At 64.4% G+C, this 19,652-nt stretch carries 17 protein-coding genes and 1 pseudogene; 7 read left to right on the top strand and 11 right to left on the bottom strand.

The genetic code is table 11. The features are described 5' to 3' along the window. Positions 1–121: 121 nt before the first annotated feature. The 4 genes from ACV1FX_RS04530 to ACV1FX_RS04515 all read left to right on the top strand — a co-directional run bounded on the left by ACV1FX_RS04530 (position 122) and on the right by ACV1FX_RS04515 (position 4,980). On the top strand, positions 122–2,050 hold the full coding sequence (locus tag ACV1FX_RS04530) for a potassium transporter Kup (protein WP_473116347.1): 1,929 nt from the start codon (positions 122–124) through the stop codon (positions 2,048–2,050). Between the two features lie 281 nt (positions 2,051–2,331). Continuing rightward, positions 2,332–2,658: a rhodanese-like domain-containing protein gene (locus ACV1FX_RS04525; protein ID WP_473116346.1), complete on the top strand. Its 327-nt coding sequence runs from the start codon at positions 2,332–2,334 to the stop codon at positions 2,656–2,658. Positions 2,659–2,666: 8 nt separating this feature from the next. Beyond that, on the top strand, positions 2,667–3,848 hold the full coding sequence (locus ACV1FX_RS04520) for an aminotransferase (RefSeq protein WP_473116345.1): 1,182 nt from the start codon (positions 2,667–2,669) through the stop codon (positions 3,846–3,848). Between the two features lie 7 nt (positions 3,849–3,855). Then, positions 3,856–4,980: a polyamine ABC transporter substrate-binding protein gene (locus tag ACV1FX_RS04515; protein WP_473116344.1), complete on the top strand. Its 1,125-nt coding sequence runs from the start codon at positions 3,856–3,858 to the stop codon at positions 4,978–4,980. Positions 4,981–5,179: 199 nt separating this feature from the next. On the opposite strand, the gene ACV1FX_RS04510 is transcribed toward ACV1FX_RS04515, so the two are convergent. Then, entirely contained in the window at positions 5,180–8,266 is a 3,087-nt protein-coding gene (locus ACV1FX_RS04510) for an autotransporter outer membrane beta-barrel domain-containing protein (protein WP_473116343.1), read from the bottom strand. A 550-nt stretch (positions 8,267–8,816) separates the two neighbouring features. Then, a pseudogene (locus ACV1FX_RS04505) lies at positions 8,817–9,737 on the bottom strand (autotransporter-associated beta strand repeat-containing protein); the annotation flags it as partial. Positions 9,738–9,915: 178 nt separating this feature from the next. Between ACV1FX_RS04505 and ACV1FX_RS04500 the strand changes: the two are divergent. Then, entirely contained in the window at positions 9,916–11,649 is a 1,734-nt protein-coding gene (locus tag ACV1FX_RS04500; RefSeq protein WP_473116342.1) for a winged helix-turn-helix domain-containing protein, read from the top strand. Between the two features lie 131 nt (positions 11,650–11,780). On the opposite strand, the gene ACV1FX_RS04495 is transcribed toward ACV1FX_RS04500, so the two are convergent. From ACV1FX_RS04495 to ACV1FX_RS04470, 6 genes are all read right to left on the bottom strand, one after another. Continuing rightward, positions 11,781–12,713 (bottom strand): lipid A biosynthesis lauroyl acyltransferase, encoded by a 933-nt coding sequence (locus tag ACV1FX_RS04495; RefSeq protein WP_473116341.1) that lies wholly within the window; start codon positions 12,711–12,713, stop codon positions 11,781–11,783. An 11-nt stretch (positions 12,714–12,724) separates the two neighbouring features. Then, positions 12,725–14,002, bottom strand: coding sequence for a beta-ketoacyl-ACP synthase (locus ACV1FX_RS04490; RefSeq protein WP_473116340.1), 1,278 nt, complete (start codon positions 14,000–14,002; stop codon positions 12,725–12,727). 48 nt (positions 14,003–14,050) lie between these two features. Continuing rightward, positions 14,051–15,259 carry a beta-ketoacyl-ACP synthase gene (locus ACV1FX_RS04485; protein ID WP_473116339.1) on the bottom strand — a complete coding sequence of 403 codons (1,209 nt, stop codon included), beginning with the start codon at positions 15,257–15,259 and terminating at the stop codon, positions 14,051–14,053. Then, the gene (locus ACV1FX_RS04480) at positions 15,256–15,726 is read right to left on the bottom strand and encodes a 3-hydroxyacyl-ACP dehydratase FabZ family protein (protein WP_473116338.1); all 471 of its coding nucleotides are present in this window, start codon (positions 15,724–15,726) and stop codon (positions 15,256–15,258) included. The genes ACV1FX_RS04485 and ACV1FX_RS04480 overlap by 4 nt, the downstream gene beginning before the upstream one ends. A gap of 10 nt (positions 15,727–15,736) precedes the next feature. After that, complete coding sequence (locus tag ACV1FX_RS04475; RefSeq protein ID WP_007592476.1) at positions 15,737–16,024, bottom strand: acyl carrier protein; 288 nt, start codon at positions 16,022–16,024, stop codon at positions 15,737–15,739. Positions 16,025–16,238: 214 nt separating this feature from the next. Beyond that, positions 16,239–16,586: a hypothetical protein gene (locus ACV1FX_RS04470; protein ID WP_473116337.1), complete on the bottom strand. Its 348-nt coding sequence runs from the start codon at positions 16,584–16,586 to the stop codon at positions 16,239–16,241. A gap of 221 nt (positions 16,587–16,807) precedes the next feature. On the opposite strand from ACV1FX_RS04470, the gene ACV1FX_RS04465 reads away from it, so the two are divergent. Next, positions 16,808–17,431 carry a ParB-like protein gene (locus ACV1FX_RS04465; protein ID WP_473116336.1) on the top strand — a complete coding sequence of 208 codons (624 nt, stop codon included), beginning with the start codon at positions 16,808–16,810 and terminating at the stop codon, positions 17,429–17,431. A gap of 9 nt (positions 17,432–17,440) precedes the next feature. Here ACV1FX_RS04465 and ACV1FX_RS04460 read toward each other — a convergent pair whose 3' ends face one another. Then, positions 17,441–17,596 (bottom strand): hypothetical protein, encoded by a 156-nt coding sequence (locus ACV1FX_RS04460; protein WP_473116335.1) that lies wholly within the window; start codon positions 17,594–17,596, stop codon positions 17,441–17,443. Positions 17,597–18,015: 419 nt separating this feature from the next. On the opposite strand from ACV1FX_RS04460, the gene ACV1FX_RS04455 reads away from it, so the two are divergent. After that, positions 18,016–18,165 carry a hypothetical protein gene (locus ACV1FX_RS04455; protein ID WP_473116334.1) on the top strand — a complete coding sequence of 50 codons (150 nt, stop codon included), beginning with the start codon at positions 18,016–18,018 and terminating at the stop codon, positions 18,163–18,165. Between the two features lie 47 nt (positions 18,166–18,212). Here ACV1FX_RS04455 and ACV1FX_RS04450 read toward each other — a convergent pair whose 3' ends face one another. Then, positions 18,213–18,638 (bottom strand): GFA family protein, encoded by a 426-nt coding sequence (locus ACV1FX_RS04450; protein ID WP_473116333.1) that lies wholly within the window; start codon positions 18,636–18,638, stop codon positions 18,213–18,215. Positions 18,639–18,801: 163 nt separating this feature from the next. Next, positions 18,802–19,617, bottom strand: a complete 816-nt coding sequence (locus ACV1FX_RS04445; RefSeq protein WP_473116332.1) for an alpha/beta fold hydrolase — start codon at positions 19,615–19,617, stop codon at positions 18,802–18,804. Positions 19,618–19,652: the final 35 nt, after the last annotated feature.

Raw genomic sequence — 19,652 nt, 5'->3', positions numbered from 1 at the left:
TTTTTGCATGGCAAAGGCCCAAAATCGCGCTAGGCTATGCCGGCAGCGCAGGACTATAAGCCGCGCGCTCTCTGCCGCCATTGTGCAGTGAAGCATTTTCTAGAGGCCAACAGTCTCTCCCATGACCAGTGAAGTCGCAGTTCCCGCCCCGGAAACGGTGGCGGCAAATGGGCATGGCGAAGCCCACACCACCGCCGGTTTCGGCGCCCTGACGCTCGGCAGCATCGGCGTCGTCTATGGCGATATCGGCACCAGCCCGCTCTACGCGTTCCGCGAGGCGGTGACGGCGGCATCCGGGGCGGAGGGCGCGCCGACGACCGCGGCCGTGCTGGGGGTGGTCTCGCTGATCCTGTGGGCGCTCGTCGTCGTGGTGACGCTGAAATACGTCGTGATCCTGCTCCGAGCAGACAACAACGGCGAGGGGGGTACGCTGGCGCTGATGGCTTTGGCCCAGCGCGCGGTCGGCACCGGCGGGGCGACCATCGTCCTGCTCGGCATCATTTCCGGCGCCCTGTTCTATGGCGATGCCGTGATCACGCCGGCGGTCTCCGTGCTGTCGGCCATCGAAGGCATGAAGGACGTCACGCTGACGTTCGAGCCCTATATCGTTCCGCTGACCGTGGTGATCCTGCTCGGCCTCTTCGCCGTGCAATCGCGTGGCACGGCGCGCGTCGCGGCATTCTTCGGTCCGGTGATGTGCGTCTGGTTTGCGGTGATCGCCGTGGTGGCGATCGGTCCGATCCTCCGGCAGCCGCAGGTGCTGTTCGCGCTGAACCCGCTCTACGCCGTGTCCTTCATGCTCCACCATGGCATCATCGGTTTCGTCACGCTGGGCGCGGTGTTCCTGGCGGTCACCGGCGCCGAGGCGCTCTATGCCGACCTCGGCCATTTCGGCAAGCGACCGATCCAGACTGCCTGGCTGTTCATCGTGCTGCCGTCGCTGGCACTGAACTATCTGGGGCAGGGGGCTCTTGTCCTGGATGATCCCGGCGCGATCGTGAGCCCGTTCTTTCAGTTGTTTCCGCAAGGCTGGGTCCGCGGCAGCATGGTCGTGCTTGCCACCATGGCGACCGTGATCGCGAGCCAGGCCGTCATTACCGGCGCCTATTCGCTGACGCGCCAGGCGATCCAGCTCGGGCTGCTGCCGCGATTTGAAATTCGCCATACGTCTGAGGCTCATTCCGGCCAGATCTTCATCCCGCGCATCAACCAGCTCCTTCTGGTTGCCGTGATCCTGATGGTGCTCCTGTTCCGTTCTTCCAGCGCGTTGGCATCGGCCTACGGCATCGCCGTCACCGGTACGATGGTCGTCACCGGATTGATGGGCTTCGTCGTGATCTGGAAGGCCTGGAGGTGGTCGCCGCTTGCCGCCGCCGCGCTCATTGCGCCGTTCCTGTGCCTCGACCTGACCTTCCTGGCCGCGAACCTGCTCAAGGTGTTCGAGGGAGGCTGGGTGCCGCTCGCGCTCGGCGCCCTCATGATCCTTCTTATGTACACGTGGCGGCGCGGCAGCCGGCTGCTGTTCGAGAAATCGCGCAAGCTCGAGTTCCCGCTGGCAGACCTCGTGGCGATGCTGGAGAAGCGACCGCCGCAGCGGGTGCCGGGCACTGCCGTTTTCCTCACATCCGATCCGCTGAGCGCCCCGACCGCGCTCATGCATAGTCTGAAGCACTACAAAGTGCTGCATGAGAAGAATGTTATTCTCACCATCGAGACCGCGCAGACCCCGCGCATCGATCCGTCCGAGCGCGTCAGGCTGGAGCAGATCAGCCCCACCTTCTCCAAGGTGACGCTGAAGTTCGGCTTCATGGAATCGCCCAACGTGCCGAAGGCGCTGGCGATCGCCCGCAAGCTCGGCTGGCAGTTCGACATCATGTCGACTTCGTTCTTCCTGTCCCGCCGCGCGCTGAAGCCCGCCGCCCATTCCGGCATGCCGCGCTGGCAGGATCGCCTGTTCATCTCGCTGAGCCGGTCGGCGAACGATGCCACCGACTATTTCCAGATCCCGAGCGGGCGGGTGGTCGAGGTCGGAACGCAGGTGACGATCTAGCCTCACAACCGCTGTCATCGCCCGGCTTGACCGGCCAATCCAGTATTCAGAGACGGTGCGAGGATACGAAGAGGCCGCGGCGTACTGGATCCCCCGCCTTCTTCGCGGGGGATGACATCGCGTGTGGGCTCCGAAAGCCGCGCTTCAATACCCTGCGATTTAGCTTTAACTTGCGCAAGGCAGCTCAAGCCTTTGTAGCGCTTGATTTTCGGTGCCCGAGAGGCGAGGTTGCCGCCGGCCGGGGCAGCCCGGCCCGAAGCGCGGCCGTTCTGGAGGATGAAGTGGCAAACCAGGTGCAGGATCTGACCCCGGACGAGGTCGCCAAGGGTGTGAGCGAGGGACGCTATCTGCTCGTCGACGTCCGCGAGCCTAACGAGGTTGCCGCTGAGGCCTACCCCTATGGCGTCGTGGTGCCGCTCTCGACCTTCGATCCCAAGGCGATTCCCGATCCGCAAGGAAAGGACGTCGTGTTCGCCTGCCGCTCCGGCAAGCGCTCGGTGACGGCCTCGCTCGCCGCGCAGGCGGCGGGCCTTGCCTACGACAAGCATCTTGCGGGCGGCATCCTCGGCTGGAAGGCGGCGGGCCTTCCCACCAAGGTCGGCGGCTGATCAACCCGATGACGTCCAAGAGCTCGTCGCTGAACAAGGTCTTCGCCGACCTTCCCGTCACCATCTTCGAGGCGATGTCGCAGGCTGCACGCGACAATGCCGCGATCAATCTCGGCCAGGGTTTTCCCGACGATCCCGGTCCTGAGGACATCCGCCGCGCCGCAGCCGACGCCTCCGTGAACGGCTACAACCAGTATCCGTCGATGATGGGCATTCCCGAGCTGCGTCAGGCGATCGCGACGCATTACGGGCACTGGCACGGGCTCAAGCTCGATCCGATGAGCGAGGTGATGGTGACCTCCGGCGGCACGGAGGCGCTGACCTCGGCGATCCTCGCGGTGGTGCAGCCCGGCGACGAGGTCGTCTGCTTCCAGCCGGTCTATGACTCCTATCTGCCGATCATCCGCCAGGCCGGCGGCATTCCGCGCCTGGTGCGGCTTCAGCCGCCGCACTGGCGGCTGGACGAGGACATGCTGAAAAGCGTGTTCAATTCAAAGACCAAGGCGGTGCTGTTCAACAACCCCTTGAATCCGTCCGCCGTCGTCTTTCCGCGCGAGGACCTCGAGCTGCTGGCGCGCTATTGCCAGAAGTTCGACGTGATCGCGATCTGCGACGAGGTCTGGGAGCACGTCACCTTTGACGAGCACAAGCATATCCCGCTGATCACCATTCCCGGTATGCGCGAGCGCACCATCAAAGTCGGGTCGGCCGGCAAGATCTTCTCGCTCACAGGCTGGAAGATCGGCTTCGTCTGCGCCGCGCCGCCGCTCTTGCGCGTCGCGGCCAAGGTGCACCAATTCCTGACCTTTACCACCGCGCCCAATCTCCAGGCCGCGGTCGCCTATGGCCTCGGCAAGCCGGACGAGTATTTCGTCTCGATGCGCAAGGATCTGGCGCGGAGCAGGGACCGTCTGACGAAGGGCCTCGAAAGCCTCGGTTTCCCCGTGCTGAAATCGCAGGGCACCTACTTCCTCACCGTCGACCTGTCGCCGCTCGGCCTCAACGAGAGCGACACCGAGTTCTGTTGGCGGATCGTGAAAGACTACAAGGTGGCGGCGATCCCGGTGTCGGCGTTCTACGAGCAGGACCCGGTGACCTCGGTGGTGCGCTTCTGCTTTGCCAAGAAGGACGAGACGCTCGACACCGCACTGGAACGGCTGTCGGACGCGGTGCGCGGACGCAAGAGGTAGATCTGAGATGACGAACGTCAGCCGCTCGGGGTTTCGCCTTGGCCTCGCAATCGCCGCAGCGCTGACGTTGCTTTCGCCTCCCGCAGGGGCCGAGGAGCGGGTCGTCAACTTCTACAACTGGTCGAACTACATGGCCCCGGATGTGCTGGAGGCCTTTACCAAGGAGACCGGCATCAAGGTCGTCTATGACACCTTCGACGCCAATGAGACGCTGGAGACGCGCCTGATGGCCGGCAAGTCCGGCTACGACGTCGTGGTGCCCACCGCTTATTTCCTGCAACGCCAGATCAAGGCGAACATCTTCCAGAAGCTCGACAAGTCGAAGCTGCCGAACCTTGCCAACGCCTGGCCGATGGTGAACCAGCACCTTGCGACCTACGATCCCGGCAACGTCTTCGCCGCCAACTACATGTGGGGCACGACCGGCATCGGCTACAATGTCAAGAAGGTGAGGGAGATCCTCGGACCGGACGCGAAGATCGATAGCTGGGACATCGTCTTCAAGCCGGAGAACCTCGCAAAGTTCAAAGACTGTGGCGTGCACATGCTCGACTCCGCCGACGACATCTTTCCGGCGGCGCTGAACTATCTCGGGCTCGATCCGAACTCGACCAAGCAGGCGGACCTGGAGAAGGCTGCCGATGTGGTCGCGAAAGTTCGTCCCTCCGTGCGCAAGTTTCACTCGTCCGAATATCTGAGCGCGCTCGCGACCGGCGAGATCTGCTTCGTGGTCGGCTGGTCCGGCGACATCATGCAGGCCCGCGCCCGTGCCGCTGAGGCCAAGAAAGACAATAGCAGCGGCATCGAGATCGGGTACGCGATCCCGAAGGAGGGCGCGCAGATGTTCTTCGACAATCTCGCAATCCCCGCGGATGCCAAGAACGTCGCGGAGGCCTACGAGCTGATCAACTACCTCTACCGTCCGGACGTCGCGGCGAAGAATTCCGACTTCCTGTCCTACGCCAACGGCAATCTCGCCAGCCAGAAGCTGGTCGACCCGAAGATTTTGAACGACAAGAACATCTATCCGGACGAGGCGACGCTTTCAAAACTGTTCGTCATCACGGCGCGCGATCCGGCGACGCAGCGGATCATCAACCGGCTCTGGACTAAGGTGAAGACGGGACGGTGAGGGGCGGCAGTCCTTCCCGGGGTCAACCGTTTCTGCAAAACAAACCCATGCAAAGTAGAGCCGCCACCGGCGGCTTACCGGCGGTGGCGATGCCTAAGTCGCGATGAGGCTTGGCTTAATCGCCGCTTAGGCGCAAAGCCTGAAGTACCTCGTCCGCTGCGGCCCGGAAGGAATATCGAGAAGCAAGGAGCGCCGCCGCCTACCACGCATAACGCACCGTGCCCTTGCCGGCGTAAGAACGCGTCACGTTGGAGAACTCGCCCTCGAAGCTTGCCGCCGCCGACCAGCCGTTGAGCCATTTCATCTCGGCGGAGGCTGTGGTCAGCGCGGAGTCGCTCGCGGCTCGCGCGCCGTTGACGACGAAGCTTGCGCCGGGCAGCGCCTGGAAGGTCGCGGCGACGGAGTGATCGGGATTGAAGTCATGCGCCCATGCGGCGCGGCCGCGCAGGGTGAGAACGCCGTTTTGCATGGCGAAGGATTTGTCGGTGCGCAGGCCGAGCTCGCTGCGGGTGTCGGTCACGCTCTTGGCGGCATAGGCGAGTGCGAAGGCATTGCTGCCCGACACGACAGACTCCGCATAGCCCGGCAGGTTGAAAGTCGTGACCTGGCCCGCAGCATAGGGCGTGAGGCCGATGCCGCCGATCCAGGGCGCGACGAAGCGATAGCCGCCCTCGATACGGCCGCTCCACGCATTCGCGTTGAACTCGGCGCGCAGATGATCGACACCGGCGAGGGTGACCGTGCGATCGGTGGTGACGTCCTGCCAGCCATAGGCGAGGGCAGCGGTGATGTAGCTCGGACCATTGGTGTGGCGGAGATAAGCGCCGGCCTGGAACAGGTCGGAGCGTCCGGTGCCGCCATTGACGACGGAGAAGCTGGTGCCGCCGCCGGCGAGCGCGAAGCCGGCGAGTGTCTGTGGCGAGAACCAGTATTCGGCGCCGGCGGCGGTGCCGAACAGGCGGCTGGTCGTGCTGTTCGATCCCTGCGCGGTGTTGCCGTCCGTCGTCTGCGATCCGCCGAAGCCGGAAGCCCACACGCTCCAGCGCTGCTCGAAGGTCTGGGCCGTTGGCGCCTTGGCAAACATCGCAAAGGCGTCGCGGGCTGCACCGGGGGGAGCGCTGTCGGCATAGGCCGGTGGAGCGGAGCCGCCGGTGTCGCGGCCCGAGCCGGAGGGATCGGTGAGCAGACCCATGAATTGGCCCATGGCCTGGAACGTGGTTCCTTGCGAACCCGCCGCGGTCTCGCCCGAGGCCTGCGTCAGGCCGGGCGCCGTCAGCCCGCTATAGACCAGCGAGATGCCGCCATTCGCGTTGAACGCGTGGATGATCGCATTGCCGACGCTCTGCTGATTGCCGGTAAGGCCGCTGCCCGGCGGCGCAACGAAGGTCAGGATCAGGTTGAGATAGGCGTGCGTGCCGTCATAGCTCAGCTCGGTGTGGAAGTTCGACGGCAGATTGGTCTGGACGACAGAGCCGAATGTGCCGTCGATGCTGCCGGCGGTCAGGATGGTGTACTGCTTGGCGACGTAGCTGCCATTGGCGTAGACCGCCTGGAGCGTCGATCCGCCCAGTGTCGCCGTGCCCGAGACATTGGCGTAGCTCGACGTCGCCGGATTGATCTGCACCATGTAGTAGGCACCGGATTGCAGCGCGAGGCTACCCGCCACCGTCAACGATGAGTTGGCGCTGCCGTTGCCGGGCGCCAGCGCGCCGCCGCTCGCAATCGTCGTGTTGCCGACAATGCCGGTGCCGCCGAGAATGCCGCCCGCGTTCACGGTCACGCCGCTCGACGCCGTGATATCGCCGTTCACCGCCAGCGTGCCGCCATCGATCGTTGTCGCGCCGGTGTAGGTGTTGACGCCCGACAGGGTCTGCCGCCCCGTACCGACCTTCACCAGTGAGGCGCCGGTGCCGCCGCCCGATCCGCCGTCAGCGAGCACGCCGGTGACATTGGCCGACAGATTGTCGCTGCCAACCGTCAACTGCTTTCCGCCAAGCTCGAACGTACCGCTTCCGGCGAGCGAGCCGGCGGTGAGCTTGTTGTCGCCGTTGGGGCCGGTGCTCATCGAGAGGTCGAAGACGGCGCTGGATGTGGCGTTGTAGAGCTGCGCGTTGCCGGGCGTCGAATTGCCGTCGAACAGCACATTGCCGCTGTTGGTGATGACGGCGTTGCCGGCCGTGGCGTTGGTGTCGAAAGTCAGCTGAGCATTGTTGGTGATGGCCGCGCTGCCGGCCGTGGCACTGCCGCTGAAGGCCAGCGTACCGGCGGAAACCGTCGCGCCGGAAAAACTCTCCGCGCCGGTCAGGGTCAGCGTGCCGGCGCCGGACTTGGTCAGCCTGCCGCCGCTGAGATCCTGGCTGAGCACGAAATTGTTGGTTGCGTCCGCGATGTCGAGTGTGCCGCCGCCGGCGCCCAGATTGATGCTGCGTGCGGTGGTGTTGAATGTCGTGCCTGATACTTGGAGGGTGCCGCCGTTGAAGGTCAGGCCGCCCGCGAGGTCGCCGAGATTGGCGTCCGAGGCGACGCTGACCGTTCCGCCGGCAAAGGTGGTACCGCCGGTATAAGTGTTGGCGCCCGTTAGCGTCAGCGTGCCGGTGCCGATCTTCACCAGAGAGGCACCGCCGCCGCCGTAGTTGCCGCCGTCCACGATCACGCCGCTGACGGTGGTCGACAGATTGTTGCCGCCGACCGTTAGCGCGTTGGCGCCGAGGTAGAAGGTGCCGTTGCCTGCGATCGAGCCGGCGCTGAGCTTGTTGTCGCCGTTCGGGCCGGAGCTGCCGGAGAAATCGAACACGGCGCTCGGGTCGTTGTTGATCAACTGCGCATTGCCCGCGGTCGCATTGTCCGTGAAATAAGTGTTTCCGACGGAACTGAAGGGCCCATTGCCGTTGTTGGTGATGACGGCATTGCCGGCCGTGCTGGTGCTATCGAAGGATAGATTATAGGCGTTGTTGATGGTCGCGCTGCCCGCCGTGCTGGCGTCACTGAAAGACATCGCGACATTATTGGTGATGGTTGCGCTTGCCGCGGAACTCGAGGCGCTGAAGGCCAAGACGAAGTTGTTGGTGATGCCGGCGCTTCCCGCCGTGCTGGTTTGATTGAAGCTGATTGTGCCGGTGTTGGTGATGCCAGCATGACCGGCGGTGCTCGAACCGTAGAAGGAGAACTGTCCGCCGTTGTTGATTGTTGCGCTGCCAGCGGTGCTGGTGTCGTAGAATAACGCGCTGTTGGTGTTGGCGAGGGTGATGGTGGCGCTGCCGGCCGAGCTGGTGCCGTGGAAATTCAACGAGCCGGCATAGCCGTTGAGGGTGATGGTGGCGCTTCCAGCCGTGCTCGAATTGTAGAAGCCAATGATGGTGCGGTCGCCGCCGGTGATCGGCCGTGCTCGAGTCGTAGAAGCCGATCTGGCCAAAGGTGTTGTTGGTAAAGGTGTTGTTGGTGATGGCGGCACTGCCCGCCGTGCTCGTGCCGTAGAATACCACGCTGCCGCTGTTGGTGATGGTGGCGCTGCCGGCCGTGCCGGTGTCGCGAAAAGTCGTAAGGCCGTTGTTGGTGATGCCAGCGCTGCCCGCCGTGCTCGAGTTGTTGAAGGCCAGGATGTTGTTGTTGGTGATGCTGGCACTGTCAGCCGTGCTGCGGTCGTAGAAGTTGACGGTGCCGGTGTTCGCGATGCTGGCCGAGCCGGCGCCGTTTGCGTTTTGGAAGATCGTGGTTCCGTCGTTGGAGATGCCAGTGATGCCGCTGGTGTCGGCGTTGACGACGCTGAACCTGCCGCTGGCGCCAACGTTGACGGTCCCTACAATGGCGCCAACGCCGCTGGCACTGCCGAGCTGCAACGTGCCGCCATTGATCGTGGTGCCGCCGGTATAGGTATTGGCGCCCGACAGCGTCAGCGTGCCGGTGCCGATCTTGACCAGCGAACCGCCGGTGCCGGCGATGACGCCGCTCACCTCGGTCGAGGAATTGTTGGAGCCGACGGTCAGCTCATTGGCGCCGAGCAGGTACAAGCCCGCGCCCGCGATCGAGCCGGCGCTGATCTTGTGGTCGCCGTTGAGGCCCGCGGTCGGGCTGAAGTCGACCAAGGCGTTGGCATTGTTGACGATCGCCGCAGCGCCGGCCGTGCTGTTGTCCTGAAAGGTGATGCTGCCATTGTTGGTGATGGTCGCGTTGCCGGCCGTGCTGTTGTCCTGGAAGGAGAGGCCGCCATTGTTGGTGATGGTGGCGCTGCCGGCGGTGCTGCCGTCATAGAAAAGAAGGAGGTTGGTGTTGGTGATGATTGCGTTGCCTGCCGTGCTGTTGCCGACAAAGTGAGTCGTGCCGCCGTTATTGTTTGTAATGGTTGCGTTGCCGGCCGTGCTGGTGTTCTGGAAAACCAGCGAGGAGTTGTTCGTGATGGTGGCGCTGCCGCCGTTGATGGTGATGCCGGCGCCCGTGAAGTTCAGCGAGCTGCCGACGTCAAAACTGTAGTTCGAGGCGCCGGCGTTGAAGGTCCAGCCGCCGACGCTGGCGCTCGTGATCACCAGGCTGGTGGTATTCGAGGCGCCGAAGGAGGCCGTGCCCCCCGGCACGACGCCGCCGTCCCAGTTCGAGCCGGTGCCATAATCGTTGCTGCCGGGAGAGGCGAGCCAGGTGGCGTCCTGTGCCTGCGACTGCGTTGCCGGCAGAATCCAGGCCAAGGCCAGCGCCGACGACGTCAGCAGCGCGGCCCGCAGCCGGCGGGTCGCCCCGAAACAATCTTTCTTCAACTCATCCCCCATCGCGCGTCGGCGAGTCCGTCTCCGACACGACTCTTCTCATTGGCTGGGGGTGGTGTCCTGATATGTGGCCAGCAGATTTCTGAAAGTTTCTGATATTTCGGTTTCAGACCCGCTTTTCGGGCATTTTCGGCAGACTTCCGCTATATGAGCGGTCTGGAGAGACGCTTTGGGGGGTGACGTGCTTCGTTTCGCCGGCTTCGAGCTGGACCGGCCGCGCGCTGAGCTGCGCGGGGCCGATGGCGTTGCCATCAAGCTTCGGCCCAAGACCTTCGAGATGCTGCGCGTTTTCGCCACCAGCGGCGGCCGGGTGCTCAGCAAGCAGGAGCTAATGGAGGCGGTCTGGCCGAACGTCCATGTCGGCGAGGACAACCTGTTCCAATGCATCCGCGAGCTTCGCACCGCGCTCGGCGACGACCGGCGGCAGATGATCAAGCTCGCTTCCGGCGGCGGCTATCTGCTGACGGCGGAGGTTGAGGCCGAGCCGGGGGGCACGGCGGATGCGGAGGCGCCTCCGCTCGCCCAAGCCGTGGAGGCCGCGCCGATGGCGCCGGCCGAGGCTGTCCTGGCACAGGCGAGGTCGCAGAGTTCGATCTTCGGTTTCAGCCGGCGGGCCATGTTCGCTGCCGTTGCCGGGCTCGGTGTGATCGCCGGGCTTGCTGTTGCCGCGCCGGTGCTGAAGCCGGACCTGCTGTTCCGGCGAACGCTGCCTCGCATCGCCGTGATGCCGATCGTTGACGCCAGCAACGATTCTCGCGGCGCCGGGATGGCGGAGGAGGTCACCGGCCGCCTCACGGACAGCTTTGCGAAGATCCAGAACATCAGCGTGGTTGCGCCGCGATCGCCAGCGCTCGCGGGCGTCGAAAGCACCAGTGCGCGGGCCGCATCACCCGACTACGAAATCCGCGGCGAGTTGCAGCATAGCGATCAATCCTGGACGCTGCGCGCGCGCATGATCAAGACCGCTACCGGCGAGGTTCAGTCGGTGGTGGCGGCTTCGGTCAATGCGGACGAGGCGGACGCGCAGCTTGCGCAGTCGCGGCTTGCCGCGGGCGTCGGTCATGTGCTTGCGCGCCGCTTGAATGAAATTCTGCAGCCGAGTGCATCGTCATCCGCGAGCCGCAAATCGTCCGCAGGCGGCGACAAGGTGGCCGTCGAGCAGGCGCTCGCCTCGATCAACCAGACCACGCGTGAGCGCTTTGACGCGGCACAGGCGATGCTGCAGAAGGCGCTCACCGACGAGCCTGACAATGTCGATCTCGCCGTCGCGCTCGCCTCGCTGCAGATGCGTGGCATCCAGATGGTCTGGTTCAGCCCGGAGGAGGCGGCCACCGTCGAGGCGAAGGCCAATGCAACGCTCGAGCAGGCATTGCGGTCGAAGCCGAATTCAATTCCGGTGCTCGAGGCCACTTGCCGCTTCCTCAGCGCGACCAATCATTTCGTGGAAAGTCTCGTCGCCTGCGCCAAGGCATTGAACTTCGATCCCTGGAACGGGTCTGCGCTCTATCTGATCGGATTAGGCCAGGTCTATCTTGGCCGCTTCGACGATGCGCTCGCGACATTCCAGCAAGCCGATCGTTACGACACGCCGCCGGCCTCGCGCTGGACCTGGCTGCTCGGCGCGGGCCTGGCGAATGTCTTGATGGGGCGTGACGAGGATGCGTTGCCATGGCTGCAACGCTCGATCGCGATTACGCCGGGGACCGGCCGCTCGCACTTTCTGCTCGCCGCCGCCTACCAGAGAATGGGTCGCCTCGAGGAGGCGAGGGCGGCGGTCGCGGAGGGATTGAGGCTGCGGCCCGGCACGACCCGGCTCAACGTCTCGCCGCCGATGAAGAACGCAAGTCCGGTGAATATCGCAGCCTGGGGACGCGTCGTGCAGGCCGTGGTCGAGGCAGGGTTGCCGGAGCAGTGAGGGCGGTTGTGCAGCCGCGTGCTTGGTCGTCATGCCCGGGCTTGTCCTGGGCATCCACGTCTTTGATCCCGTGTTTGGAGGCGCGTGGATGGCCGGGACGAGCCCGGCTATGACGGAGAGAGCTGTGCTGCCTACCGCCATCTCCGATGCAGCCAGAGCCACTGTTCCGGATATTCGCGCACCCAGCTCTCCACCACGTTGGTGATTGCCTGCGTCGTGCCCTGGACGTCGATCTTGCCGTCGGCATCGCGCACCGGCGGGATCTCCTCGGTCAGCTCGGCGCGGAAACGATAGCCGGGCAGGCGGATGATGCGCACGCCGTGGATCGGGCATTCGACCTGGCGGAGCAGCCGCGCCAGCATCGGATTGGCGCGGGTCTTGCGGCCGAAGAAGGTGACCTCGACGCCGCCAGTCAGATACTGGTCGATCAGCATGGCGACGTGCTTGCCGTCCTTGAGCGCCTGCGCGAGTCGCAAGGGCGCATCGCGGCCCGCGGGAATCAGCGTGCCCATGTTGATCTGGCGCATCTCCTGGATGATGCGGTCGGCGGAGGCGATGTTCGGCCGGCGATAGAGGATCGCCGCATCGAGCCCATGCGCGGGGGCGGCGAGCGCGGGCAATTCCCAATTGGCCAGATGCGAGGCGAAGATCAGCGCCGGCTTGCCGTCGTCCCTGATCCGGTCGTACAGCTCGATGGTGCGCGGCGGCAGCTCGATGCGGCTGCGTTCCGGATACGCGCGATCGTAATCCCAGACATGGTCGATATGGGCGAACTCGGCGCCGACGCGGCCGAGATTGTCCCACACGCCCATCAGGATCCGTTCGATCTCTTCCGGCGACTTCTCGGGAAAGGCCGCAGCGAGATTGGCGCGGCCGATGCGGTGCTCGCGCAGGCGCGGGCCGATCAGCTTGGTGACGCGCGCGAAGAAGTCGGAGGTCTTGACCGGATCGAAATAGCGCGTGGTGCGCAGCATGCCGACGGTGGCTGCGCCGATCAGGCTGCCACCGATCGATTTGGCTGCATTCCGCGCGCGAATCTTCGTGCTGATAGAAATCAGCGCCATGCCGCGTCCGGTCAGGCCGGTTCGCGGGTCAGGATCAGCGAGGCGTTCTGGCCGCCGAAGCCGAACGAGTTCGACATCACGGCGGTGACGCGGGCATCGCGCGCGGTGTTGCCGACGACATCGAACAGGATGGTGGGATCCGGGGTCTCGTAGTTGATCGTCGGCGGGATGCGCTGATGCTCGAGCGTGAGAAGCGAGAAGATCGCCTCCACGGCACCGGCGGCCGAGATGGTGTGGCCGACCATCGACTTGTTGGAGGTAACCGGAATCTTCTGCGCGAGCTCGCCGAACACGGCCGACGTCGTGTTGAACTCCATCTTGTCGTTTTCCGGCGTCGCGGTGCCGTGGGCGTTGATGTGGTCGATCTGGCCCGGCTCCATGCCGGCATCGGCCAGCGTCTTGTTCATGCAGCCGATGATCGGCTTGCCGTCAGGCGAGGAGCGAGTGCGGTGGAAGGAGTCGGTGAGCTCGCCGCAGCCGGCGAGCACGCCGAGTATCTTTGCGCCGCGCGCGGTCGCAGCCTCGTAGCTTTCCAGCACGAGCGCGCCGGCGCCTTCAGCCATGACGAAGCCGTCGCGATTCTTCGAGAACGGTTTTGAGGCTGCCTGCGGCGGATCGTTCTGGGTCGACAGCGCCGAGAGCAGCGAGAAGCGCACCAGCGCTTCGGGGTTCACGGTGCCGTCGGTCGCGACGCACAGCGCAGCATCGGTCTCGCCGCGCCGGATCGCCTCGACGCCGAGCTGGATCGAGGTCGCGCCCGAGGCGCAGGCGGTCGACAGCGAGATCGGCGAGCCCTTGGTGCCGAAGGTCTCGGCGAGATGGGCCGCGACCGAGCCGAACATGAAGCGGTGATGATAGGCGTTGTACTTGCCGCCGCCGGAGATGCGCAGGAGATCGTCGTAGGTGAAGTCGGGCTTGCCGACGGCGCGGCCGAGCTCGCGGCGCTGCGGCCATTCCACCTCGACCGGCGCGACGGCGAGGAAGAGGGGGCCCGGGAAATCACCCTTGGCGCCGATGCCGGCCTGATCCAGCGCTTCCTCCGTCACCATCTCGGCCATCCGCTCGGAGAGGCCGGTGGAGGAAAACGGATCGACGCTGACGAAATCGACCGTGCCGGCCATCGTCGTCTTCAACCCGTCGGTGGGAAAGCGCGTGATGGTGCGGATGCCGGATTGCCCGGCGACGAGCTTCGACCAGTTATCGGCCTTGCCGGCGCCAAGCGAGGTCATGATGCCCATGCCGGTGACGACGACGATGGGCCGCCCGAATTTGTCGCGTGGTGCTGTCATGTTTCCCCGCTCGTCTCAATCGTGCCAAACAACCAGCCGAACGCGCGGCTAGCTGACCGCTTCCACCAGCGCCATGCCTTCGCCGCGCCAGTGTCCGGCGCCCACCACCACAATCTGGGTCGGAGCCGACTGCATTTCAATCTCGAGGCCGGTCGAATCGTTCGGCGGGAACAGGGCTCCGCGCGAGAGCGACAGCGCGGCGAGCGCAATTCCGAGCGGGAACTGAGTCTCCATGGTGTGGCCGAACATGGTACCGGTGGCGCGAACCGGGAAGTCCGCATGGCTCTCGAGGAAGGCGCGCTCCTCGGCAGTCGCCGGCTCCGCGCCGGTTGCCCCCGTGATGATCGCGCCCTTGCCCTCGCGCCTAGGGAGCTTCGACCACAGCTTCTGAAGCGTCGCGGTCAATTCGCCCGGTTGCTTGCGCCTGGCCAGATCGGCCACCACGCTCGTCAGCTTCGCGAACGGCTTTGCGCCGCGCGCTTCCGCATGGGCTTTCGATTCCAGCACCAGGAACGCGCCGGCCGAGCCGAGCGCGAAGCCGGCGTGGTCCTTGCGCGCCCAGACGGGAGCGAACTTGTCCTTCAGGTTGAAGTCGCCGAACTCGTAGAGGACCATCAGGTCCTTGCGCTCGCCATTATGCGAACCGCCGACCAGCGCAATGTCGCTCTCGCCCGAGGCGATCCGTGCCAGTGCGATGCGCGTCGCATCCGCGCCCGCGACCTCTTCACCCATGAAGGTGCGCGAGGTGCCGCCGAGACCGTGCACGATGGCGATATTGCCGGCGAGCAGGTTCGAGAGCTGGGCCAAAAACAGCGTCGGCCGCAGATCGCTCATCAGCCGCTCGTTGAGGAAGCCGGGCGCATTGGCGCCCTTGGCCTCGGCCGTGAGCACGCCGGTATCGACGTTGAGATCGCGCTCGCCGCCGCCGGCCGCGACGACCATGTCGATCTTCGACAGGATGTCCTTGTTGCCTTTGATCCCGGCCGAATCGAGCGCAAGGCCCGCGGCGTAGGTGCCGATGCGCTGCCAGGCTTCCATCTGGCGCTGGTCGCCCTTCTTCGGGATCTGGCTGTCGAAACTGACCGGCATCAGGGGGTGCACGATGAAAGGGGCAAACCCCTTCTCGTCGACGTTGATGCGCTGCTCGCCGAGCGCGGCCCAGTTGGCGTCCAGCCCTTCGCCGAGCGACGTGGCAAGCCCAATGCCTGTGATCCAGACTTCCGTCTGGCCGGGCTTCGTAGCAGGAGTGTCAGTCATGGCGATACGGCCTGTTGCGGAAAGCCGATGCGCTTGGCGAACGCATCCATGTAGCCGCGCATATCCGCATTGGGGAAGGGAATCTGCGTGAAGGTGAGCGTCGAATTCGCGCGCAGCTTGCCGCCGACCCTGATCTTGGCTTCGGTCATGGCATAGCCCGAGCCCTCATGGGCGAGGGTCGCCTCGATGCTCATGAGATCGCCGGGGAAGACGGAGCCGCGGACCTTGGCCTCCTTCACGGCGGCAAGGATCGGCATGCGCTCGAACTTCAACACGCCGAGCTGCAGCCAGCCCGAGGCCTGCGCCATCGATTCGATCAGGAGCACGCCGGGCATCAGGGGATAGCCCGGAAAGTGTCCCTCGAAGATGGTGCTTTCCTTCGGAACAAGCGCTTCGACGACGATCCGCTTCTCGTCGACGTTGAGGTCGACGATGCGATCGATCATGTGGAAGTATTCGAGTTGCATGGTCGCGCGATCAGGCGCTCGCGCCCTTGGCGGCCACCAGCTCGTCGATGCGCGCGCACAGGTTCTTCAGCACGAAATACTGCTCGGTGGTCGCCTTGCCGTCATTGACCTCCTGGGTCCATTTCTCGAGCGGCAGCTTGATGCCGAACTGCTTGTCGATCGCGAATGCGATGTCCAGGAAATCGAGGCTGTCGATGCCCAGATCGTCGATGGCATGGCTATCCGGCGTGATCGTGTCGCGCGGGATGTCGCAGGTTTCAGCGATGATCGTGGCGACCTGATCGAATGTGGAGGACATCACTAAGCCTTTGATATATTGCGGGTATTTGTCAGATTTGCCAGAGAGGCACGGTGGGCGGGCATCGCGCCCCGAGTGATGCCCTCAAACGCCCTCTGGCCGGGTCGAGTGCCCGTATATCGGACGGCCGCCCTGAGTTCAATGGAGCCGGGCAGGGCCCAAGGACAGGGCTGGGGATGCCGGTCGGAGGCCCGCGAACCGGGGGTCGGCCGGCCTAGATATGCGGCGTCGTGATCTTCACGCAGTCGCGCCGGCCCATCAGCACGCAATCCTGGGTCCGGCGCAGGTCGGCAATGCTGACCGCGAGCCAGATCCCGATCGCGGTGAGCGCGATGGTGAAGGCGAGGGCCGCGATGTTGGCGAGCATGCGGTGGCGGAAGTCGTCCGGCTCGTCGCGGGGCTGTTCGTAGCGCGAGAGGTCGAGCGGTTCCGGCGCGGGCTGGACGTGCAACGGTTGTACGGTCCCGTTTCCCCGCCGGGGGACGCCCTGGAGCTGGCTGCGCGGCCTGAACTGGAGCACCCGGTGCTCGTCGTCCGAGGGTATGGGCCGCTGGGTTTTCATGCCAAAGGATCGGTCGCGGATCAGCCTTCAAAGCAGCAAAGTTTAGATAGCACAGGGCTGCGAAGCGTTGCAGAAAATCTTCGCAAATACAGCGGGCATCCGCGCATTCGGCATTATCCTTCGCTGGTCGTCTCCGGTACTTGGTGGAACCTGGTTTGCCGTCCCGGCCGTCATGGCATAATCGTAGGGACTTGTGTGCAACCTTTGCGGGGTTTTCGATCATGACCAACACGCGCGAGCCCAGAGTACACCCGGTGCCGATCCTGTCGCTGAGGCCGACGCAGATGACGGTCGGCATGCGCGAGGTCAAGGAGAAGCGCAAGCGGTGGCGTGAGCAGGACAAGAACAAACAGGCGGACGCGCTCGGCAAGCACATGATCCCCGTGGTCTACGGGCCGGACCAGCGCTACTACGTCATCGACCATCACCACCTCGCCCGTGCGCTGCATGACGAAGGCGTCAAGGACGTGCTGGTCACCATCGTCGGCGATCTCAGGATGGTCGAGCGTGACGCCTTCTGGGGCGTGATGGACAACAAGCGCTGGGTCTACCCCTATGATGCCAAGGGCGAGCGGCGGCATTTCAAGGACCTGCCGAAATCGGTCGCCGATCTCAAGGACGATCCGTTTCGCAGCCTCGCCGGCGAGCTCCGCCGCATGGGCGGCTTCGCCAAGGACACCACGCCTTTCTCCGAATTCCTGTGGGCCGACTATCTGCGCCGCAAGCTGTCACGCAAGGCGGTCGATGCCAATTTCGACAAGGCGCTGGAAAAGGCGTTGGCTGCCGCAAAGATCAAGGACGCGATCTATCTGCCGGGCTGGTGCGGACCGGCGTCGGAGGACTAGCGCGCGAGGTCAGTCGCGCTCGAAGATCCTGGCGCCGGGATAGACGCGCCGGGCGTATGTCACGACCAGCTCCCGGTCCTGTGTCTCCAGGAATGGAGTTCGGATCTGACACGACCCGACGATCAGGTGCCACAGGCCATTGAGCTTCTGAATGACGACGTTCATCTGAGTATTCCTCGAAGACCCTGCATTCCGGCAAGAGCTGCTTGTCGCGGCAGTCTTGCGATTCACGATCGTGATCCCGAGCGCAAAATTCCCGACCTGGCTCGCGCCCGCCGTAAAACGACGGTGACCTTTATTGGTCGCGCTGTTCGAGAATGAAGTTCGCGCGGTTCATGCGTCGCTTTGGACTAGTCCGCGAGCATAAGAACCTCTCACCGCCGCTCAATTGTACGAGCCGATGCGGCAGGCATAAAAAGGGATGGGGAAGCTATACGAAGGTATTCCGTTGTTTGCCGGAGCGTCCTGGTCGGCCCGACCTCATCACGGTCTCTTGAGCGAAATCATTTTCCGGCCGCACGAAGAGGTCCTGAAACAAAGCCGTTCCATCCTAACGGGTAGTCGAGCCCACAAAGGAGGAAGGAATGCGCCGTCTGGTCTTCGCCGCCGCCTTGCTCGCGGTCGCCACAATAGGGTTTCACAGCTTCATCTCGGCTTCGCTTGCCGCAGCCCGCGATGCCAGGACATTGACGTTTTCCGAGCGGTTCGCCCCTGCGCTCGAGTTGATGCGCTAGCGGCGCGTCGCCGCCGCTAGTAACGGATCGCTGTCAGCCGTAGTCGCTTAGGCTCCGGGTGGCGGGGATGGCGGCATCTTCGGGAAGGTCGGCAACCCCTCGTGCATCAGGTGCCATGGCGGCGCCGAGGACGTGTAGAGATGCAGGGCAGGCGTCAGGTCTGAATTGTGATCGAGCGCGCCGAGCTTGATAGTCAGGAACGGCGCATCGGGCGGCAGGCTCCACAGCGGAGACCCGCAATCCGGGCAGAAGGCGCGACCGACGTCGCCGCCGCTGTCGCCCTTGCAGACGTAAACTCGCGCCTCGCCCTTCGTGACTTCGAGTGCGGTCTTGGGCGCGAGTGCGACATAGTTCGGCCCGCCGCCGGAAGTCTTTTGACAGTCGGTGCAGTGGCAGACCCCGACGCCCTTCAGCGGCGCCGTGATCCTGAACCGGATCGCCCCACAAGCACATCCTCCCGTACGATCCGTCATTGTCGCCTCATTCCCCCGTTTTCCGGATGCCATCGATGGTTCGTCTGCCCGCATCAATGGCGGGCCGGACATGCCTAAGCGAGCGCTGCTGCCAGCGTCCTGTCAGCATGACTTGTGGCCTCTCGCGCAATTGGCACGAAATTCGATCGCGAGACTCTCACGTCTACTCGGCTGATCCCCTGCATCGAGCGACAAATTCGGTAATGAGGGCTGTGATTTCCGCCGGGCGCTCCAGGCTGGGCAGATGTGCGACACCCGGCATCTCACGACGTTCCGCGCCTGGTACCGTCGCTGCCACGTGACGACAGCGTTCCTGAACGTAGGGAAAGTCGAGATCGCCCCAGATCACAAGCGTCGGCACGGCGACTTCATTGAGGCGGTGGAAGAAGGGTTGAATGTCGATGTCCGATCCGAACGGCGAGGCCCGGAGCGCGATGCCGTTCATGTCAAGGAACAGATCGCGAGCCGGACCGGCGAGGCGGCCTTCGGGGGCCAATGGTCCGTCCAGCCAGAGACGCGCCTTCATCGCGTTCAACCGGTCCAGATCGCCTGATGCCTCAATCTCACTTGATTGCGTCATCAGTCTATCGATCTCGGGAGGATAGACCGGATCAGGTGCGCCTGCGACATTGGGGGCGATCAGAACGAGGGCGCCAACACGCGACGGGTGCCGGAGTGCGGCATCAAGCGCGATGCGCCCGCCGAGGGAGCAGCCAACGAGGATTGCCCGCTGGTCGTCTGCGGTCGCATCCAGCACCGCGATGAGGTCTGCGAGGGCGGAGAAGTCCTCCGGCTCGGCGCGAGTTTCGCCGAAGCCGCGGCGGTCATAAGCAACCGCCTTATGAGCGGCGCCTAATCCAATCAACTGGTCATGCCACATGCGCCGGTCGCACACGTTGGCATGAAGAAAGATGATGGGAGTGCCGTCGCCCACGATTTCCGTAGCGAGCCTGGCGCGACCAGACGTGACATAATGCATAAGTTGCGGGTCCAGAACCGATGATGCCTGCGAGT

The sequence above is a fragment of the Bradyrhizobium ingae genome (assembly GCF_055791185.1).
This window is presented reverse-complemented; position numbering and strand designations above follow the sequence as displayed.

What these genes read in the sequence shown, in the direction of transcription:
- ACV1FX_RS04530 (WP_473116347.1), top strand. Translation starts at nt 122, where the DNA reads ATGACCAGTGAAGTCGCAGTTCCCGCCCCGGAAACGGTGGCGGCAAAT.
- ACV1FX_RS04520 (WP_473116345.1), top strand. Translation starts at nt 2,667, where the DNA reads ATGACGTCCAAGAGCTCGTCGCTGAACAAGGTCTTCGCCGACCTTCCC.
- ACV1FX_RS04515 (WP_473116344.1), top strand. Translation starts at nt 3,856, where the DNA reads ATGACGAACGTCAGCCGCTCGGGGTTTCGCCTTGGCCTCGCAATCGCC.
- ACV1FX_RS04495 (WP_473116341.1), bottom strand. Translation starts at nt 12,713, where the DNA reads ATGGCGCTGATTTCTATCAGCACGAAGATTCGCGCGCGGAATGCAGCC.
- ACV1FX_RS04490 (WP_473116340.1), bottom strand. Translation starts at nt 14,002, where the DNA reads ATGACAGCACCACGCGACAAATTCGGGCGGCCCATCGTCGTCGTCACC.
- ACV1FX_RS04485 (WP_473116339.1), bottom strand. Translation starts at nt 15,259, where the DNA reads ATGACTGACACTCCTGCTACGAAGCCCGGCCAGACGGAAGTCTGGATC.
- ACV1FX_RS04480 (WP_473116338.1), bottom strand. Translation starts at nt 15,726, where the DNA reads ATGCAACTCGAATACTTCCACATGATCGATCGCATCGTCGACCTCAAC.
- ACV1FX_RS04475 (WP_007592476.1), bottom strand. Translation starts at nt 16,024, where the DNA reads ATGTCCTCCACATTCGATCAGGTCGCCACGATCATCGCTGAAACCTGC.
- ACV1FX_RS04470 (WP_473116337.1), bottom strand. Translation starts at nt 16,586, where the DNA reads ATGAAAACCCAGCGGCCCATACCCTCGGACGACGAGCACCGGGTGCTC.
- ACV1FX_RS04465 (WP_473116336.1), top strand. Translation starts at nt 16,808, where the DNA reads ATGACCAACACGCGCGAGCCCAGAGTACACCCGGTGCCGATCCTGTCG.
- ACV1FX_RS04460 (WP_473116335.1), bottom strand. Translation starts at nt 17,596, where the DNA reads ATGAACGTCGTCATTCAGAAGCTCAATGGCCTGTGGCACCTGATCGTC.
- ACV1FX_RS04455 (WP_473116334.1), top strand. Translation starts at nt 18,016, where the DNA reads ATGCGCCGTCTGGTCTTCGCCGCCGCCTTGCTCGCGGTCGCCACAATA.
- ACV1FX_RS04450 (WP_473116333.1), bottom strand. Translation starts at nt 18,638, where the DNA reads ATGACGGATCGTACGGGAGGATGTGCTTGTGGGGCGATCCGGTTCAGG.
- ACV1FX_RS04445 (WP_473116332.1), bottom strand. Translation starts at nt 19,617, where the DNA reads ATGCATTATGTCACGTCTGGTCGCGCCAGGCTCGCTACGGAAATCGTG.